We start from the raw sequence: 14880 nt of genomic DNA, 5'->3' as shown, positions 1-14880 counted from the left end.
TTACGGCTTGATTACATCAGCTTGTTTTGATTGTCGAATGGTCCTTTTTTTAGTAGAATAGAGCTAGGTTAATAAATTGATGGGGGTGCCACGTTATGAGTTCATTAGATAAAACAATGTTCTTTAATTTTGACGAAAATAATAAAAAAGATGTCCACGATACATTGGTAACTGTTTACCAATCATTAGAAGAAAAAGGGTACAACCCTATTAACCAGATTGTTGGCTATTTGTTATCGGGCGATCCTGCTTATATTCCTAGATTTAATGACGCACGTAATTTAATTAGAAAATATGAACGCGATGAAATTGTTGAAGAGTTAGTTAAAAATTACTTAAATACAGAAGAAAAGTAGGAAATTAAATGAGATTAATGGGCTTGGATATTGGTTCAAGAACGGTCGGCGTTTCAATGAGCGATTTATTAGGATGGACTGCCCAAGGCGTTGAAATTATTCGTATTAATGAAGACAGAAGTGACTTTGGTATTGAACGTGTCAAAGAATTGGTTACAGAGTATGAAGTAACTGGCTTTGTACTCGGCTTACCCAAAAATATGAACAACTCATTAGGCCCTCGTGCTGAAGCTGCGCAAAAGTACGGCGAGTTATTAGTTGAAACTTTTGGCTTGCCAATTGATTTTCAAGATGAACGGTTGACAACTGTTGAGGCAGAACGTATGCTTGTTGAACAGGCCGATACATCAAGAAAAAAAAGAAAAAAAGTTATTGATAAACTTGCTGCAAGCCTAATTTTACAGAATTATTTAGATGGTAAAGGCAAATTAACTAAAGAATAAAGTGAGGTCACAATATGAATAATGAAGAAGAAAACCAACAGATTACATTAGTAGATGATAACGGTAATGAAACACTTTTTGAAGTTCTGTTTACCTTTGAATCTGATGATTACAATAAATCATATATTATGCTTTATCCACTTGGCTCAGAAGCTGATGAAGAGGTTGAAATTCAAGCTTACTCATTTAGTCCTAATGAGAATGGTGAAGCAACTGAAAGTGATTTAGAACCAATCGAAGACGATGATGAATGGGATATGGTAGAAGAAGTATTGAATACCTTCCTTTCAGATGAAAGTATGCAATAGAAGATTATTTAAAAAGTTGAGCCAAATTGGTTTAACTTTTTTATTTTGTTTTAAATTATATATTATGGACTATGATACACATATCTCTTTTGATCAATTCGTGGTAAAATTATTTTTAAATGATTAAATGTAAGGAGGGTGTTCATTGGAAAATCAAAAGAATAGATATAAGACTAAAATCGGTAAAAAAGTGTATACAATTATTGGATCAGAATCAGACACACACATGGACGCCGTAGCAACATTGGTGAAAAATGAATTTCAATCAGTGAAGGACATGCTACCTGAAATAGATGATGAACAAGTAGCGATATTAGTAGCTATCAACGCAGTTTCAGATCAAATTAAATTACAAGAAAAATTAAATGAAATTAATGGTGAAACACAAGTAAAGGAGTAATATTATGACAGTTTCTTTAATTGTTATCTTTTTATTAATTGTGTCATTTTTTAACGGTTATAGAAAAGGATTAGTATTAACGCTTTTGAGAATTGTAGGATTTATCGCTATCTATTTATTTGCTAAAGTTTTAACAAATCCTGTTACTATTTGGTTGGGAGAACGTTTCCCTAAAATTATGGAAACTGATAAGACATCTATTACGAACCATCTTCAGACTAACTTTTATTCGATGATTGTATTTGCGGCTTTATTTGTGGTTGGCGGTATACTCATTAGAGGTATTATTAGAGTAATAAATTCTGTTACAAAATTACCAGTTATTCATCAGGTGAATTCACTAATTGGTGGGGTTCTATCGGTTATACTGATGTTTGTTTTTATTTTTATTGGGTTAATTATTTTGTCGGCTTGGCCTAATCAAAAAGTTAATGAAGCTGTTTTAGAATCGACGGTTGCTCAAAAAATACTAACAGATACGCCAACAATAGCTAAAAAGATGTTCATTACAAATACATCATCTACAGATTAAATGTTAGGAGAATTAAAGTATGAACGAAAAAGGATTAAAGACATTAGAATATCAAAAAGTTAAACAACAAATTCAAACATTTATATCTACTGAATCTGGACAAGAAGAAGTTAAGGCATTAGAGCCGATGACTAATCTCGAAAAAATCCAAAAGGATTTAGACGAAACACAAGATGCTGTGAAGATATTGCGACTCCGCGGTGGCATTCCTTTACCACAATTAGTCAACGTTAAGCCACATATGAAACGGTTAGATATGGGAGCTTCTTTGAATGGTAAAGAGCTATCTGCTGTTGGTCGTGTACTACGAACGACTAATGAGGTTAAATTATTTTTTAAAGATTTAGCAGATTCTGAAATTGAATTAACGAGATTATTTGAATGGATAGAAAAGCTTGAAAATCTACCTGAAATTAATCGTAGGTTGAATCAGTCAATTGAAAATGATGGTCACATTACTGATGAGGCTTCACCAGTATTGCATAATATTCGACAAAATATTTTACGCTCGGAAAGTGCCATTAGAGCTAAACTACAAGAATTTACGCGTGGTAAAAGTGCTAAATATTTAAGTGAAACATTAATTACAATTAGAAATGAACGTTACGTTATCCCTGTTAAGGCAGAATATCGTGGTCAATTTGGTGGCGCTGTTCATGACCAAAGTGCAACAGGACAGACCTTATTTATTGAACCGCAAGCAATTGTCGAGATGAATAATCATTTACGCGAACAGCAACTTGCTCAAGCAGATGAAGAACGTCGTATTTTGGCAGAGTTATCTGAATTAGTTGCACCTTTTACAGCAGAAATTTTAGAAAATGCTTATATTTTAGGACATTTCGATTTTGTTAATGCAAAGGCACAATATGCAAGCTCAATTAAAGCAACTGAACCAGCAATTAGTGTTGAAAATGACATTTTTTTAAGACAAGCACGTCATCCTTTATTGGATAGTAAAAAAGTAGTTGCTAACGATATTATGTTAGGAAAAGATTATCAAGCAATTGTTGTTACGGGACCTAATACCGGTGGTAAAACAATTACGTTAAAAACATTAGGCTTAATTCAGATGATGGGACAATCAGGTTTAAATATTCCAACAAATGAAGGTAGTCGTATTGGTATTTTTGAAGATATCTTTGCAGATATTGGGGATGAACAATCGATTGAACAGAGCTTAAGTACATTTTCTGCTCATATGACTAATATCGTTTCTATTTTAGCTAATATTAACGAACATTCATTAGTTTTATTTGATGAATTAGGAGCTGGAACGGATCCACAAGAAGGTGCAGCTTTGGCGATTGCAATTCTTGATGCTGTTGGAGAAAAAGGTAGTTATACAGTTGCTACAACACATTATCCCGAATTAAAAGCGTATGGGTTTAATCGTGCTGGAACAATTAATGCTAGTATGGAATTTGATAGTGAAACGTTACAACCAACTTATCGATTATTAATTGGAATACCTGGTCGTAGTAATGCGTTTGATATTTCTCGTAAAATTGGGTTAGCGTCAAATGTTGTTGATCAAGCGCAAAACTTGACCAATCAAGATAGCCAAGATTTGAATGAAATGATTTCTGACTTAATGAGTAAGCGAAAAAAGGCAGAAGATGAGACACTGGCATTAAAAGCACAACTAGAAGATTCAACGAAATTACATGATGACCTAGCTAAACAGTATGCCGAGTTTGTTGCGCAAAGAGAGTCAATGACGGATAAGGCTAAGGGAAAAGCTAATGAAATCGTGGCAGAAGCAGAAATAAATGCAGATAAAATAATAAAAGAAATTCGCCAAATGCAGATGCTTCAAGGACAAGCTGTTAAAGAACATGAATTAATTGATGCAAAATCACAATTATCACAAATGCATCAACCAACAAATGCTTTGAAGAAAAATAAGGTCCTACAACGAGCTAAAAATAAACAAGAATTCCATGTGAACGACGATGTCTTAGTTAAAACTTATGGTCAACAAGGTGTTTTAGTTAAAAAAATGAGTAAGACAGAGTGGGAAGTTCAACTTGGTATTCTAAAAATGAAAATTAATGAAAACGACCTTCAAAAAGTTCATATCGAGAATGATAAAAAGGATAGAACCATTTTTAAAAATGCGGCTTCAACAAGCGTTTCAACATCGCTTGATCTTCGTGGACAGCGCTATGATGATGCAATGAGCCAAGTTGATCAGTATATTGATTCTGTTTTACTTGCTGGATATGCTTCTGTTACTATTGTTCATGGTAAAGGGACTGGAGCCTTAAGAACTGGAATAACAGATTATTTGAAATCAAATCGTCATGTTAAGTCATTTGAATTTGCAGCACCCAATGCTGGTGGAAATGGCGCAACTATCGTAGAATTCAAGTAACGTTTACTTTTTGTAAGCAAAAATGTGGCGTGGTATTATTTTCTTTGATATGATGGTCACATAAATAATAAAAGGGGGAATTCAAATGGTACAAGCAATTACAGATAAAGAATTTGAAAAAGTAACAGATTCAGGTGTAACATTGACAGATTTTTGGGCAACATGGTGTGGTCCTTGTCGTATGCAATCGCCAGCTATTGAAGATTTAGAACAAGAAATGGGCGATAAAGTAAAATTTTCTAAAATGGATATTGATCAAAATCCAGCAACAGCACAATCTTTTGGTATCATGAGTATTCCAACTTTAATGATTAAAAAAGATGGCGAAGTTGTTGATACAATCGTCGGTTATCATTCAAAAGATCAGGTTAAAGAAGTTTTAGCACAATATATTTAGTAATTAAAAAGAGCTGACTTTTAAAGTCAGCTCTTTTTAATTATCTATTCGATAATTATTCAGTTTCAGTTGGTACTTTGAAGTGAAATTGGTCAGTTGGTTCTGTCATATTAGGATCTTTTAAATCAGTTTGAACAATAATTGAAACACCGGATTTATTATTTTGATTTTCAATTATTGTTTCTGATGTGAAACCACTTTGAATTTGGATAGTTTCAGCAATAAACCCAGCTTCTAGGTTAAAATCAGCAGACTTAATCTGATTCTGTCTGAAGGTAACAATATTACCAGATAGTAACCAAGTTTGCTTGTCTTTTTTTTCTTTAACCACTTCAAGAGTACCCCAATTTGCCTTTTCAAAAAAGGTAATAAGGTCTGCAATATTAGCGAGGTTAGCATTACGGGCCATTTTTTTACCAACCCAGTATAAAATTGTTGTATCCGTACCAATTACTTCTGGTATTAAACTATCGCGAATAAGTTCATATGCGAATGTATCATTGTTGTCAGCTGATAATAAATTTTCAATCAAATTTGGTTTCATATGGATCTCCCTCTGGATATATAATATACAAGTATTATACCGTTATTTAAGATTAGATGATATTGATTTTTCATAAATTAATGTTAAATGACTAGACTTGAATTTTGAGTAAAGACAAGTCATAATTAAGATTGATAAGTAATCGAAAAAGAGGTTAGAAAATGAATAATCAAGCAATTGGATTTATTGATTCAGGTGTTGGTGGATTAACAGTTGTAAAAGAAGCACTTAAACAATTACCAAACGAAAAAATATACTATTTAGGTGATACAGCTAGAATGCCATATGGACCTCGGCCCTCAGAACAAGTTTTAGAATTCACTTGGGATATGACATCTTTTTTGTTAAGTAAAGGGATAAAAATGTTAGTGATTGCTTGTAATACAGCAACGGCTGCTGCCTTGGATGATTTACGAGAAAAATTAGCAATCCCAGTGATTGGTGTTATAAAACCAGGAAGTAGAGCGGCAATTAAGTCATCTAAAAACCAAAGAGTAGGCGTTATTGGGACGGAAGGTACGATTAAAAGTAGCGCATATAGTAATACGTTACATGAAAAAAATCCTAATTTATTTGTGACGAGCTTACCTTGTCCAAAGTTCGTCCCAATTGTCGAGAGTGATCAATACGAATCAGAAATCGCTGAACGAGTTGTTAATGAAACGTTAGCTTTTTTTGATGATAAAAACATTGATACACTAGTCATGGGCTGTACTCACTATCCATTACTCAGACCTTTTATTCAAAATGCGGTTGGTGATAAAGTAACGTTGATTGATTCAGGAGCTGAAACAGTTAACGATGTTTCAACTATCTTAGATTATTTTAATATTGCGGCTAAAAGTGAAGCAAAAATTGAACATGAATTTTTTACGACGGGTGATGCGAATGATTTTAACGAAATTGCATCAGGTTGGTTAGGATTAGAAAATATAAATTCTAAAACAATTCATTTAGGACAGGGAGACTAACATGCGTAAAAATGAGAATCGAGATAATTTAGAAGTTAGACCAGTCTCAATTACAAAATTAAGTCTTAAGGAAGTCGATAGTGCGATTGAATACCAGTTGGGCTTGACTAAGGTAACAATTTTAGTTAACGAAACAGATAACATTGGTGAATTGAAAGTAGACGTTAATCAGTGGTTGAGTGCTCAAAGCAATGTCAAAATTGAATTGATTTTATCATCGCTTAAGACGGCCTTGGCAGAAACATTAAAAGATACTGGATTTAATTTACAAGTACAAATCATGCAAGCTGATGGGGATATTATTGCAACAGTTATTAATGCGAGTTATGTAGCAATTCAAAATTTATTGTTAAAGAGTAACGGTCAAAAATTAAAACCATTTTCAGCGATTAATGTTGGTTTCATTCATGATGAGTTATTTGCTGATTTAACAAGTGAAGAAGAGGAAACAGCCGATAGTCATTTATTAATTGTTCAAAATGAATCAGGGGCTTTTTTACAATTGAATTTTGAAAAATCTAATGCTGATTTACTTGGTGACAAATTAACGCAACTTTTAGGTGGAGCAATGTCAGGATTATCAGAATTAATGGGTAATTCGCAGAAGAAAACCATTTTAATTCAAAATGAACATATTGAGAATCAAAAAGATGTGATTTTAATTGCAACTAAAAATGAAGGAAAAGCGACTGAATTTAAACGTTTTTTTAATCCACTAGGATTTAAAGTTACTACGTTGTTGGACTATCCTGAATTACCAGATGTTGAAGAAACTGGGAAAACATTTGAAGAGAATGCAAGATTAAAGGCAGAAACAATTTCACAATTAACACAATTACCTGTTTTAGCAGATGATTCTGGTTTAATGGTGGACGCCTTAGATGGTCGACCAGGTATATTTTCTGCTCGTTTTGCTGAGGACCATAATGACGCTGCGAATAATGCGAAATTATTACATGAAATGACTGACGTGCCGAAAGACAAAAGGACTGCAAATTTCCATACAACGTTAGTTTTTGCAAAACCTGGTAACGAGTCACTAGTTGTAGACGGTGAAGTGGCTGGAGAAATTTTGGGTATACCACGTGGAGATAACGGATTTGGTTATGACTCACTTTTTTATGTACCTGAATTATATAAGTCTATGGCTGAACTGACTGAAGTAGAAAAAAATAAAATTAGTCATCGCGGTCGTGCAACCGTCAAGTTAATGTCAAATTTTAATGATTGGTGGGAAAAATAAGATGAAGTGCTTAGTTGTGAGTGATAGTCATGGAGATCGTGATATATTAGAATCTATTTTAGTACATAATAAAAATCAAGTTGATGTATTTTTTCATTGTGGCGATTCAGAATTAGAAGCAAATGATCCGCTTTTTAATAAATTTGATGGTGTCCTAGGAAACATGGATTTTGATATGAATTTTCCAGAAGAATTAGTTGAAATTGTGAGCGGGGAAACTATCTATCTCTCTCACGGGCATCTGACTAACGTTAAAACAGGACTGTTCACACTTGAATTAAAAGCTAAGGCTAATCATGCTAAATTCGTATTTTTTGGACATACTCATGAATTAGGATGTGAGATGACTGACGATGGCGTATTAATTTTAAATCCTGGGAGCATTAGTCTTCCTAGAGGGATGTATCAAGGGATTGGTGGAACATATGCGATAGTAGAAGCAAACGAAAAAAATGTTCACGTCTCATATTTCACTAGACAGCATAAATTAATACCAGAATTAACTTGCGAGTTTAAACGTAAATAGCGAAAAAAAACCTCTAAACGAATTTTATCGTTTAGAGGTTTTTAAAATTTAAGCTAGCATAAAAAGTGATTTGTATAGGAAAACGGCACAAATGCCGGCTGCAATTGGTGCAACGACTGGGACCCAACTATAATCCCATTGTGAGTTACCTTTATTTTTAAGAGGTAATAGTTGATGTAGTAAACGTGGAGCAAGATCACGAGCTGGGTTTAGGGCTGGGCCAGTTGCGCCACCCAATGATGCAACTAATACAAGGACTAAGAAACCTAATCCGAGATGAGCTGTTCCGAGGTTATCGGAGAAAAATGGTGCTTTTGTAATACCAATGGCGCCAAATATCAAAATGAAAGTACCAACAAATTCATTAATAAAACCATTTAATTTACTTTGAGCGGCATCAATAGTTGAGAAAGTACCTAAAATACGTTCAGGATCAGTTGTTTGATCATAGTAAGGTTTGTAGGCTGCAACAACAATAGCTTGTCCAACGAATGCACCTAAAAATTGTACTGTCATGTAGGGAAGTACTTCACCCCATGGGAACAAACCAGAAAAAGCTAATCCTAAAGTGAAAGCTGGATTAATATGATTTGCTGAAATACTACCAAAGATTAAGGCGGGAATCATAACACCGAATCCATAACCGAAGGCGATTAAAGCCCAATCACTACCATGTCCTTTTGTATGCCCAAGTTCGACATTGGCCACCGAACCATTACCTAAAATAACCATAATTGCTGTACCAATAAATTCTGCAGCTAATCTTGTTGTTAATGTATAATCCATTGTATCCTCCTATTTTTGTTCGCAATATTTATTATGTTACCAATATTGCGAACAAATGTAAATATTTATTAATAATTGGCTCGATTTTTAAAAAAAATTAGTGTCTGCGTTCAATTTATTATAAAATAGGAGTTGTTCTAAAAGTTTGGAAGGAGGACCTATTGAATGATAGCTAAGTCTATTGAAAAAATGTTATCCGAAAACCAGGAACACTTTTTAATTCCAGCTGAAATTGTTGCTAATGTACAAGAAAATAACTTCCTGGATCACGCACTATTGGTTTTAACAAAAGTTCATTATGCTAAAATTCCCGTTTTAGATAATGATTATAAGTTTAAAGGATTGTTATCCTTGTCTATGATTACTGAGACAATGTTAGGATTAGATGAATTGGATGTCAGCCGATTACACGAAGTTCGTGTTAAAGATGTTATGGAAACTGATATTCCCACTATTCAAGATCCTTACGATATTGAGAATGTTTTGCACTTACTTGTGGACCATCCCTTTTTATCAGTTGTTTCTTCTGAGGGCAGTTTTACAGGTATCGTGACACGTCGTGAGCTTATGAAAAGTATGAATCATATTGCTCATGAATTTGAAAAAGAGTATATAGTTCAAGATATTGAAACTAAAGAAAGAAAATAAATAATATGAAATATTAGGAGAATGATGATGGCAAATTTAGATGCACACGAAATTATTAATTTTATTAGCACTTCAAAAAAGAAAACACCCGTTAAGGTATATATTAAAGGGGATTTAGTTGAAATCGATGTACCAGATACGATAGAAGACTACTTAAATGATAAAGCTGGCGTTTTATTTGGTGATTGGGCAGATATTGAACCTTTCCTAAATGAAAATTCAAAAATTGTAAGTTCTCATATTGAAAATGAAACTCGTAATTCAGCTGTTCCGTTATTAGATTTAAAAAAGATTAATGCACGTATTGAACCAGGTGCAGTTATTCGCGATCAAGTTTTAATTGGCGATAACGCTGTTATCATGATGGGCGCTATCATTAATATTGGTGCTGAAATTGGTAAGGGAACAATGATTGATATGGGTGCTGTTTTAGGTGGTCGTGCAATTGTTGGAGATAATTGTCATATTGGTGCTGGAACAGTACTTGCTGGGGTTGTCGAACCACCTTCAGCAACACCTGTTATTATTGAAGATGACGTTTTAATTGGTGGAAATGTTGTCGTGCTTGAAGGCGTTCGTGTTGGTAAAGGTGCCGTTGTTGGTGCTGGAGCTGTTGTTACTAAAGATGTTGCACCTTATACGGTAGTCGTAGGGATGCCCGCAAAAAAAGTTAAAGATATCGATGATAAAACAAAAGATAAAACAGAAATTTTAGCAGAGTTACGTAATATCTAGAAATAAATTGAAACGAGGGAACAGATAGAAATGAGTTTAACAACTGAAGAACTAATTAAAATCAGACGGGACTTACACCAAATTCCGGAAATTGGATTAGAAGAATTTGAAACTCAAGCCTATCTACTGAACTTAATTTCAAAATTTAATCAAAGTTTTATAGTAATTAAAACAGTTGAAACTGGTATTTTAGTTCGAGTAGTTGGTTCTATTGGCGGGTATACAATTGGATATCGGACTGATATTGACGGACTACCTGTTACTGAAAAGACAGGACTGCCATTTTCATCACGGAATGAAGGTAGAATGCATGCTTGTGGGCATGATATTCATATGACGGTTGCGCTCGGAATTCTAAATTACTTTTCTGAAAATCAACCAACAGTAAATATGACTTTTATCTTTCAACCAGCAGAAGAAAATGCCAGTGGTGGTAAGCGACTCTATGAGAGTGGATTATTAGATGAGTGGATGCCTGATGAAATTTATGCATTCCATGATAATCCACAATTACCTGCTGGAACAATTGGAACTCGATTAGGCACTTTGTTCGCAGGTACGTGTGAAATTCATGCACACCTAGCCGGAAAAAGTGGACATGCTGCATACCCACATCAGGCTAATGACATGGTAGTTGCTGGTGCACAGTTGGTCACGCAATTACAAACGATTATCAGTCGAAATGTCGATCCAATACAATCTGGAGTTGTTACGTTGGGTCAATTTACTGCTGGAACGACTGGTAATGTTATTGCTGGTGAAGCACAGATTAATGGAACAATTCGTGCGTTAACACAAGAAATGAATTTATTGATTCAAAAACGTGTTAAAACAATTTGTGAGGGTATCGCATTAATGTACGATTGCGAAGTAGAATTAAACCTCATTCAAGGTGGTTATCTACCTGTTGAAAATGATGATAGCAGGACTGAAAACTTTATTCGATTTATGAAAAACGATCCAGAAGTTTCATTTGTTGAAACACAACCTGCAATGACGGGAGAAGATTTTGGATTTTTATTGTCTAAAATACCTGGAACAATGTTTTGGTTGGGTGTAGATAGTCCTTACTCGCTACATTCTGAATTTTTGGCGCCTAAAGAAGCTGCAATTGATGCAGGTGTTCTTGCAATGGTCCATTTTTTGACAGATAGAGATCAACAAATAAGAAACTAAAAAATGACTCAATTATGATTTCATAATTGAGTCATTTTTTAGTTAAGTGAGATAGGTGAGTTTAAGACATGTATTTGAGCATCATTTAAAGCCGTTAGATAACCGGCAAGAAATGTCCGTTGAGTAGATGCCTGTTCACCATTTAAAGTGAACACAACGACTCTAAAGACCAAATTTCCTTTGCCAAGATCAACTAGACCTAAAATATTTGGTCCATCTTTAATTTCGGGATGAAGTGGGACTAACTTTTCATTAACGTTCTGTACAATATGGGTGATTTTATCCACATCGTCAGTGACATCAATTCGGATATCGATAACTGCTCGCATATTATTGCGAGATAAATTACTGACAATTGTGATATTTCTATTTGGGACAAAATGCAAAATACCATCATAGTCTTCAATTTGAGTCGTACGTAGGCCGACAGCCACGATAGGACCCTCAATTGAATCAATTCTAACGATATCTCCAACATCGAATTGTTGTTCTAAAAGAATAAAGAATCCAGTGACGACATCAGTTACGAATCCTTGTGCGCCAAGACCTAAAGCAACACTTAAGATTCCGGCACCTGCAATTAAGGTACCAACGGGAACACCGAGCACCGACAGAATAGCGTAAAGATAAAAAAATAACATAATATAGTGAAAAATATTTGATGTTAGTGAATTGATTGTTTCAACTCTATTTGTTGAATATCTATCGGATCCTCGATATTGATTAAATGTCCGACGAATGATTTTTTTTCCAATCCAATTTATAAGGATAAATAGAAAAGAAAAGAAAACAAGAGAAAAAACTAGTTCAACTAGGTTACTAATAATGGCATCCCAATCGATATGAGCTATGTAACGTGAAAGGAAAGTACTTTGTTTTGTAACGGTTTTTAGTAATGTCCCTAAAAGTAAATTGTCCTTTGTGAAATGCTCTAAAAAAAGATTGTTTAAAATGGCGATCACCCCTAAATTAATTTATTGATATCATCATAGCAAACATGTGGGCTAATGTGTAATTTAAATACAAAACTGTCGTATGTTATCAATTGCAGTTTTTAGGTTCGAATGCTATCCTATAAGTAGATTTTGAATTAATGTACGTAAGTAAATAGGAGGAATTATTATGACAGGTGGACAAATTGCAGGATTAATTGCCGCTGTTGCTTTCGCGGTCTTAGTCCTATTCATTATTTTCGTTCTTATGAGAATGATGAGAACACTCGGAGAAGTGAATAAAAGTATTTCATCTATTACCAGCGATGTTGATGGCTTATCAAATGAAGTTGAGAATATACTCGTAAAATCAAATATTTTATTAGACGATGTAAATGGTAAAGTAGCAACAATTGATCCTTTATTTCAGGCTGTTGCTGATTTGAGTGAAAGTGTGTCTGATTTGAATGATGCAAGTCGAGGATTAATGACACACGTTTCAGCGACGTCAAAGAGGGCTAAAGATTCTTCAGCTTTCATTAATGTTGGTAAAAAGGCATTTAGTTTTTATAAAAATAGAAAAGTTTAAAACAAGGAGGGGTTTGTTATGTCAAAAAAATTTTTATTAGGATTGGTAGTTACAGGTGGGGTTGCCGCGTATACAGCTTCTAAATTAATTTCTGAAAAAACGAAACAAGATATTAAAGAACATTTGGAAGAAAAAGCTTTAGATGTACGTGATCGCGTGTTAGAGTATAAGGCTTACGCTGAAGACGCTAGTATTGATTTAAAAGATAAAATGGTTGATTTTGATGAAATGAAAAATAATCTAAGTGATAAATTTTCTGAAAAAAGTGAATTATTAATGAGCCAGGATGCGTATGTTAATGCTAAAGATGCATTAATTAATGCAAAGAACGATTTGAAAAACAAATTAGCTATGGAATCAGACGATATATTTGAACAAATGACTGATTTAACAGATGAGTTTTCAGACTTAGCTGAAGAAGACATCTATGTTGATAGCAAGAGTGCTTTTGGCGAAGCTAAAGATGCTGATGCTGCAGAAGGCAAAGCTGAAACAATTTATCCAGATGGATGGACAGGCGAAAAATAAAAGTAAAATGAGTACCACAATTTTTAATGCGAACTATTTGAATTAATTAACTTTAAAATAATAGGTAACCACATGTTGTTCGAAAAGGAGTAGCATATGGTTACCTATTATTTTAGTTAAGACTCGTAGTTTATGGAATATTTAAAAATAAAAACCCCTAAAGTTTTCTAACTTTAGGGGTTTTTATTTTTATTAGTGTAGTTCAATTGTTTTTAATGTTTTTGGTGTAACTGTAAATGGTTCATTACCGTTTTCAGTTAGATAAATGCAGTCTTCAATACGAACGCCAGCAACGCCTGGAATGTAAATACCAGGTTCTATTGAGAAACACATACCTGGTTTAAGTTCCATTTTATTTCCTTCCATAATTGAAGGGAATTCATGTTCACTTTGTCCCATACCATGACCAAGGCGATGAATAAAGTAGTCACCATAACCAGCCTTGACGATGACATCACGAGCAATTTTATCTAAATCTTCCGCAATCATACCTGGTTTAGCAGCAGATTGCGCTTTTAATTGCGCTTCAAGACAAACTTTGTGAATTTCTAATGCTTTTTCATTTGGTTTACCGAATGCTACAGTACGACTAGCATCTGAAATATAACCATCTGAGATAACACCTAAATCAAATAATGTTAAAGCATTTGATTGGATAAGATCCTTTTTTGCAAATCCATGAGGTTCAGCGGCATTTTTTCCACTTTGAACAATAGTGTCAAAGCTCATATGCATGATTCCTTTTTTCATCATTGCATATTCAATTTCTGCAACAACATCTTGTTCAGTTCTGCCTTCTTGAAGAGCGTTAAAGCCAACTTCAAAAGCAACATCTGCCCATTTTCCAGCAATTTTTAATTTTTCAATTTCGTCTGGTGTTTTAATTACTTTAAGTGTTTCGATAAAGCTTGTTGCATCAGCTACAAATTCAGCACTTGGGAAGATACGACTAATAGCATCATATCTTTCAACTGTTAGGCTGCCTTTTTCAATAGCCCATTTCTTTGGTGAATTTTTACGTTTATTTATTTCACTTTGTATGATTGCGAAAGCATCTTCGTGATCAAGATAACCATAAACGGGATATTTCCAGCCGGTATCTTTGGCAGCTTCGACTTCAAGAGCGGGTGTGAATAAAAATGGGTCTTGATCAGGAAATACAAAGAGAGCTAAAACGCGCTCAATAGGATCACTTTCAAAACCGGTAAAATATTGAATACTCATTGGATCGTTGATATAAGCAATGTCAGTACCATTATTGGCAAGCCATTGTTGTAAAGATGCAATATGTGACATGAAATCTCTCCCTTTACAATAGTATACTGTATTATAGCATAAGTAAGACATAACAATTAAATATTGAAATTTTCATAACAATTAAAAATTGAA

The 14880-nt window shown here is 34.0% G+C and carries 19 protein-coding genes; 15 read left to right on the top strand and 4 right to left on the bottom strand.

The features are described 5' to 3' along the window. Nucleotides 1–95 precede the first annotated feature (95 nt). From AC1RPG_RS07215 to trxA, 7 genes are all read left to right on the top strand, one after another. Nucleotides 96–356: an IreB family regulatory phosphoprotein gene (locus AC1RPG_RS07215; protein ID WP_481761835.1), complete on the top strand. Its 261-nt coding sequence runs from the start codon at nt 96–98 to the stop codon at nt 354–356. A gap of 8 nt (nt 357–364) precedes the next feature. After that, on the top strand, nt 365–799 hold the full coding sequence (gene ruvX, locus AC1RPG_RS07210; RefSeq protein ID WP_409021430.1) for a Holliday junction resolvase RuvX: 435 nt from the start codon (nt 365–367) through the stop codon (nt 797–799). 14 nt (nt 800–813) lie between these two features. Further along, nucleotides 814–1107: a DUF1292 domain-containing protein gene (locus AC1RPG_RS07205; RefSeq protein WP_409022780.1), complete on the top strand. Its 294-nt coding sequence runs from the start codon at nt 814–816 to the stop codon at nt 1105–1107. Nucleotides 1108–1252: 145 nt separating this feature from the next. After that, entirely contained in the window at nt 1253–1507 is a 255-nt protein-coding gene (gene zapA, locus AC1RPG_RS07200) for a cell division protein ZapA (RefSeq protein ID WP_481761834.1), read from the top strand. A 4-nt stretch (nt 1508–1511) separates the two neighbouring features. Further along, nucleotides 1512–2039 (top strand): CvpA family protein, encoded by a 528-nt coding sequence (locus AC1RPG_RS07195; protein ID WP_481761833.1) that lies wholly within the window; start codon nt 1512–1514, stop codon nt 2037–2039. A 19-nt stretch (nt 2040–2058) separates the two neighbouring features. Further along, entirely contained in the window at nt 2059–4416 is a 2358-nt protein-coding gene (locus tag AC1RPG_RS07190; protein ID WP_481761832.1) for an endonuclease MutS2, read from the top strand. Between the two features lie 85 nt (nt 4417–4501). Continuing rightward, a complete protein-coding gene (gene trxA, locus AC1RPG_RS07185) occupies nt 4502–4813 on the top strand; it encodes a thioredoxin (RefSeq protein ID WP_409022776.1) in 312 nt (103 codons plus the stop codon). Nucleotides 4814–4868: 55 nt separating this feature from the next. Here the strand turns inward: trxA and AC1RPG_RS07180 are convergent, their stop codons facing one another. Next, nucleotides 4869–5357 (bottom strand): YslB family protein, encoded by a 489-nt coding sequence (locus tag AC1RPG_RS07180; RefSeq protein WP_481761831.1) that lies wholly within the window; start codon nt 5355–5357, stop codon nt 4869–4871. A gap of 161 nt (nt 5358–5518) precedes the next feature. On the opposite strand from AC1RPG_RS07180, the gene racE reads away from it, so the two are divergent. Genes racE through AC1RPG_RS07165 form a run of 3 tightly spaced genes read left to right on the top strand, consistent with a single transcriptional unit; the run spans nt 5519 to nt 8097 of the window. Then, entirely contained in the window at nt 5519–6328 is an 810-nt protein-coding gene (gene racE / locus AC1RPG_RS07175) for a glutamate racemase (RefSeq protein WP_481761830.1), read from the top strand. Nucleotide 6329: 1 nt separating this feature from the next. Further along, complete coding sequence (locus AC1RPG_RS07170) at nt 6330–7571, top strand: XTP/dITP diphosphatase (RefSeq protein WP_481761829.1); 1242 nt, start codon at nt 6330–6332, stop codon at nt 7569–7571. 1 nt (nt 7572) lies between these two features. Continuing rightward, entirely contained in the window at nt 7573–8097 is a 525-nt protein-coding gene (locus tag AC1RPG_RS07165) for a YfcE family phosphodiesterase (protein ID WP_481762414.1), read from the top strand. 48 nt (nt 8098–8145) lie between these two features. Here the strand turns inward: AC1RPG_RS07165 and AC1RPG_RS07160 are convergent, their stop codons facing one another. Next, a complete protein-coding gene (locus AC1RPG_RS07160) occupies nt 8146–8883 on the bottom strand; it encodes an MIP/aquaporin family protein (RefSeq protein WP_409022771.1) in 738 nt (245 codons plus the stop codon). A 165-nt stretch (nt 8884–9048) separates the two neighbouring features. Here AC1RPG_RS07160 and cbpB point away from each other — a divergent pair, with 165 nt between their 5' ends. The 3 genes from cbpB to AC1RPG_RS07145 are packed head-to-tail and all read left to right on the top strand — an operon-like array spanning nt 9049 to nt 11442. Then, on the top strand, nt 9049–9531 hold the full coding sequence (cbpB, locus tag AC1RPG_RS07155; RefSeq protein WP_481761827.1) for a cyclic-di-AMP-binding protein CbpB: 483 nt from the start codon (nt 9049–9051) through the stop codon (nt 9529–9531). A gap of 27 nt (nt 9532–9558) precedes the next feature. After that, nucleotides 9559–10266 (top strand): 2,3,4,5-tetrahydropyridine-2,6-dicarboxylate N-acetyltransferase, encoded by a 708-nt coding sequence (dapD, locus tag AC1RPG_RS07150; RefSeq protein ID WP_481761826.1) that lies wholly within the window; start codon nt 9559–9561, stop codon nt 10264–10266. Between the two features lie 30 nt (nt 10267–10296). Further along, on the top strand, nt 10297–11442 hold the full coding sequence (locus AC1RPG_RS07145; RefSeq protein WP_481761825.1) for an N-acetyldiaminopimelate deacetylase: 1146 nt from the start codon (nt 10297–10299) through the stop codon (nt 11440–11442). 38 nt (nt 11443–11480) lie between these two features. On the opposite strand, the gene AC1RPG_RS07140 is transcribed toward AC1RPG_RS07145, so the two are convergent. Next, the gene (locus AC1RPG_RS07140; protein ID WP_481761862.1) at nt 11481–12401 is read right to left on the bottom strand and encodes a mechanosensitive ion channel family protein; all 921 of its coding nucleotides are present in this window, start codon (nt 12399–12401) and stop codon (nt 11481–11483) included. Between the two features lie 163 nt (nt 12402–12564). On the opposite strand from AC1RPG_RS07140, the gene AC1RPG_RS07135 reads away from it, so the two are divergent. Both AC1RPG_RS07135 and AC1RPG_RS07130 read left to right on the top strand, forming a co-directional pair. Beyond that, nucleotides 12565–12963: a DUF948 domain-containing protein gene (locus AC1RPG_RS07135; protein WP_481761824.1), complete on the top strand. Its 399-nt coding sequence runs from the start codon at nt 12565–12567 to the stop codon at nt 12961–12963. A gap of 18 nt (nt 12964–12981) precedes the next feature. Beyond that, entirely contained in the window at nt 12982–13491 is a 510-nt protein-coding gene (locus tag AC1RPG_RS07130) for a hypothetical protein (protein WP_409022765.1), read from the top strand. A 192-nt stretch (nt 13492–13683) separates the two neighbouring features. Here the strand turns inward: AC1RPG_RS07130 and AC1RPG_RS07125 are convergent, their stop codons facing one another. Then, a complete protein-coding gene (locus AC1RPG_RS07125) occupies nt 13684–14787 on the bottom strand; it encodes a M24 family metallopeptidase (protein WP_481761823.1) in 1104 nt (367 codons plus the stop codon). Nucleotides 14788–14880 lie beyond the last annotated feature (93 nt).

This window comes from Dellaglioa sp. CoH-57-MRSF-18 (assembly GCF_056781995.1).
This window is presented reverse-complemented; position numbering and strand designations above follow the sequence as displayed.

What these genes read in the sequence shown, in the direction of transcription:
- AC1RPG_RS07215 (WP_481761835.1), top strand. Translation starts at nt 96, where the DNA reads ATGAGTTCATTAGATAAAACAATGTTCTTTAATTTTGACGAAAATAAT.
- ruvX (WP_409021430.1), top strand. Translation starts at nt 365, where the DNA reads ATGAGATTAATGGGCTTGGATATTGGTTCAAGAACGGTCGGCGTTTCA.
- AC1RPG_RS07205 (WP_409022780.1), top strand. Translation starts at nt 814, where the DNA reads ATGAATAATGAAGAAGAAAACCAACAGATTACATTAGTAGATGATAAC.
- AC1RPG_RS07195 (WP_481761833.1), top strand. Translation starts at nt 1,512, where the DNA reads ATGACAGTTTCTTTAATTGTTATCTTTTTATTAATTGTGTCATTTTTT.
- AC1RPG_RS07190 (WP_481761832.1), top strand. Translation starts at nt 2,059, where the DNA reads ATGAACGAAAAAGGATTAAAGACATTAGAATATCAAAAAGTTAAACAA.
- trxA (WP_409022776.1), top strand. Translation starts at nt 4,502, where the DNA reads ATGGTACAAGCAATTACAGATAAAGAATTTGAAAAAGTAACAGATTCA.
- AC1RPG_RS07180 (WP_481761831.1), bottom strand. Translation starts at nt 5,357, where the DNA reads ATGAAACCAAATTTGATTGAAAATTTATTATCAGCTGACAACAATGAT.
- racE (WP_481761830.1), top strand. Translation starts at nt 5,519, where the DNA reads ATGAATAATCAAGCAATTGGATTTATTGATTCAGGTGTTGGTGGATTA.
- AC1RPG_RS07170 (WP_481761829.1), top strand. Translation starts at nt 6,330, where the DNA reads ATGCGTAAAAATGAGAATCGAGATAATTTAGAAGTTAGACCAGTCTCA.
- AC1RPG_RS07165 (WP_481762414.1), top strand. Translation starts at nt 7,573, where the DNA reads ATGAAGTGCTTAGTTGTGAGTGATAGTCATGGAGATCGTGATATATTA.
- AC1RPG_RS07160 (WP_409022771.1), bottom strand. Translation starts at nt 8,883, where the DNA reads ATGGATTATACATTAACAACAAGATTAGCTGCAGAATTTATTGGTACA.
- cbpB (WP_481761827.1), top strand. Translation starts at nt 9,049, where the DNA reads ATGATAGCTAAGTCTATTGAAAAAATGTTATCCGAAAACCAGGAACAC.
- dapD (WP_481761826.1), top strand. Translation starts at nt 9,559, where the DNA reads ATGGCAAATTTAGATGCACACGAAATTATTAATTTTATTAGCACTTCA.
- AC1RPG_RS07145 (WP_481761825.1), top strand. Translation starts at nt 10,297, where the DNA reads ATGAGTTTAACAACTGAAGAACTAATTAAAATCAGACGGGACTTACAC.
- AC1RPG_RS07135 (WP_481761824.1), top strand. Translation starts at nt 12,565, where the DNA reads ATGACAGGTGGACAAATTGCAGGATTAATTGCCGCTGTTGCTTTCGCG.
- AC1RPG_RS07130 (WP_409022765.1), top strand. Translation starts at nt 12,982, where the DNA reads ATGTCAAAAAAATTTTTATTAGGATTGGTAGTTACAGGTGGGGTTGCC.
- AC1RPG_RS07125 (WP_481761823.1), bottom strand. Translation starts at nt 14,787, where the DNA reads ATGTCACATATTGCATCTTTACAACAATGGCTTGCCAATAATGGTACT.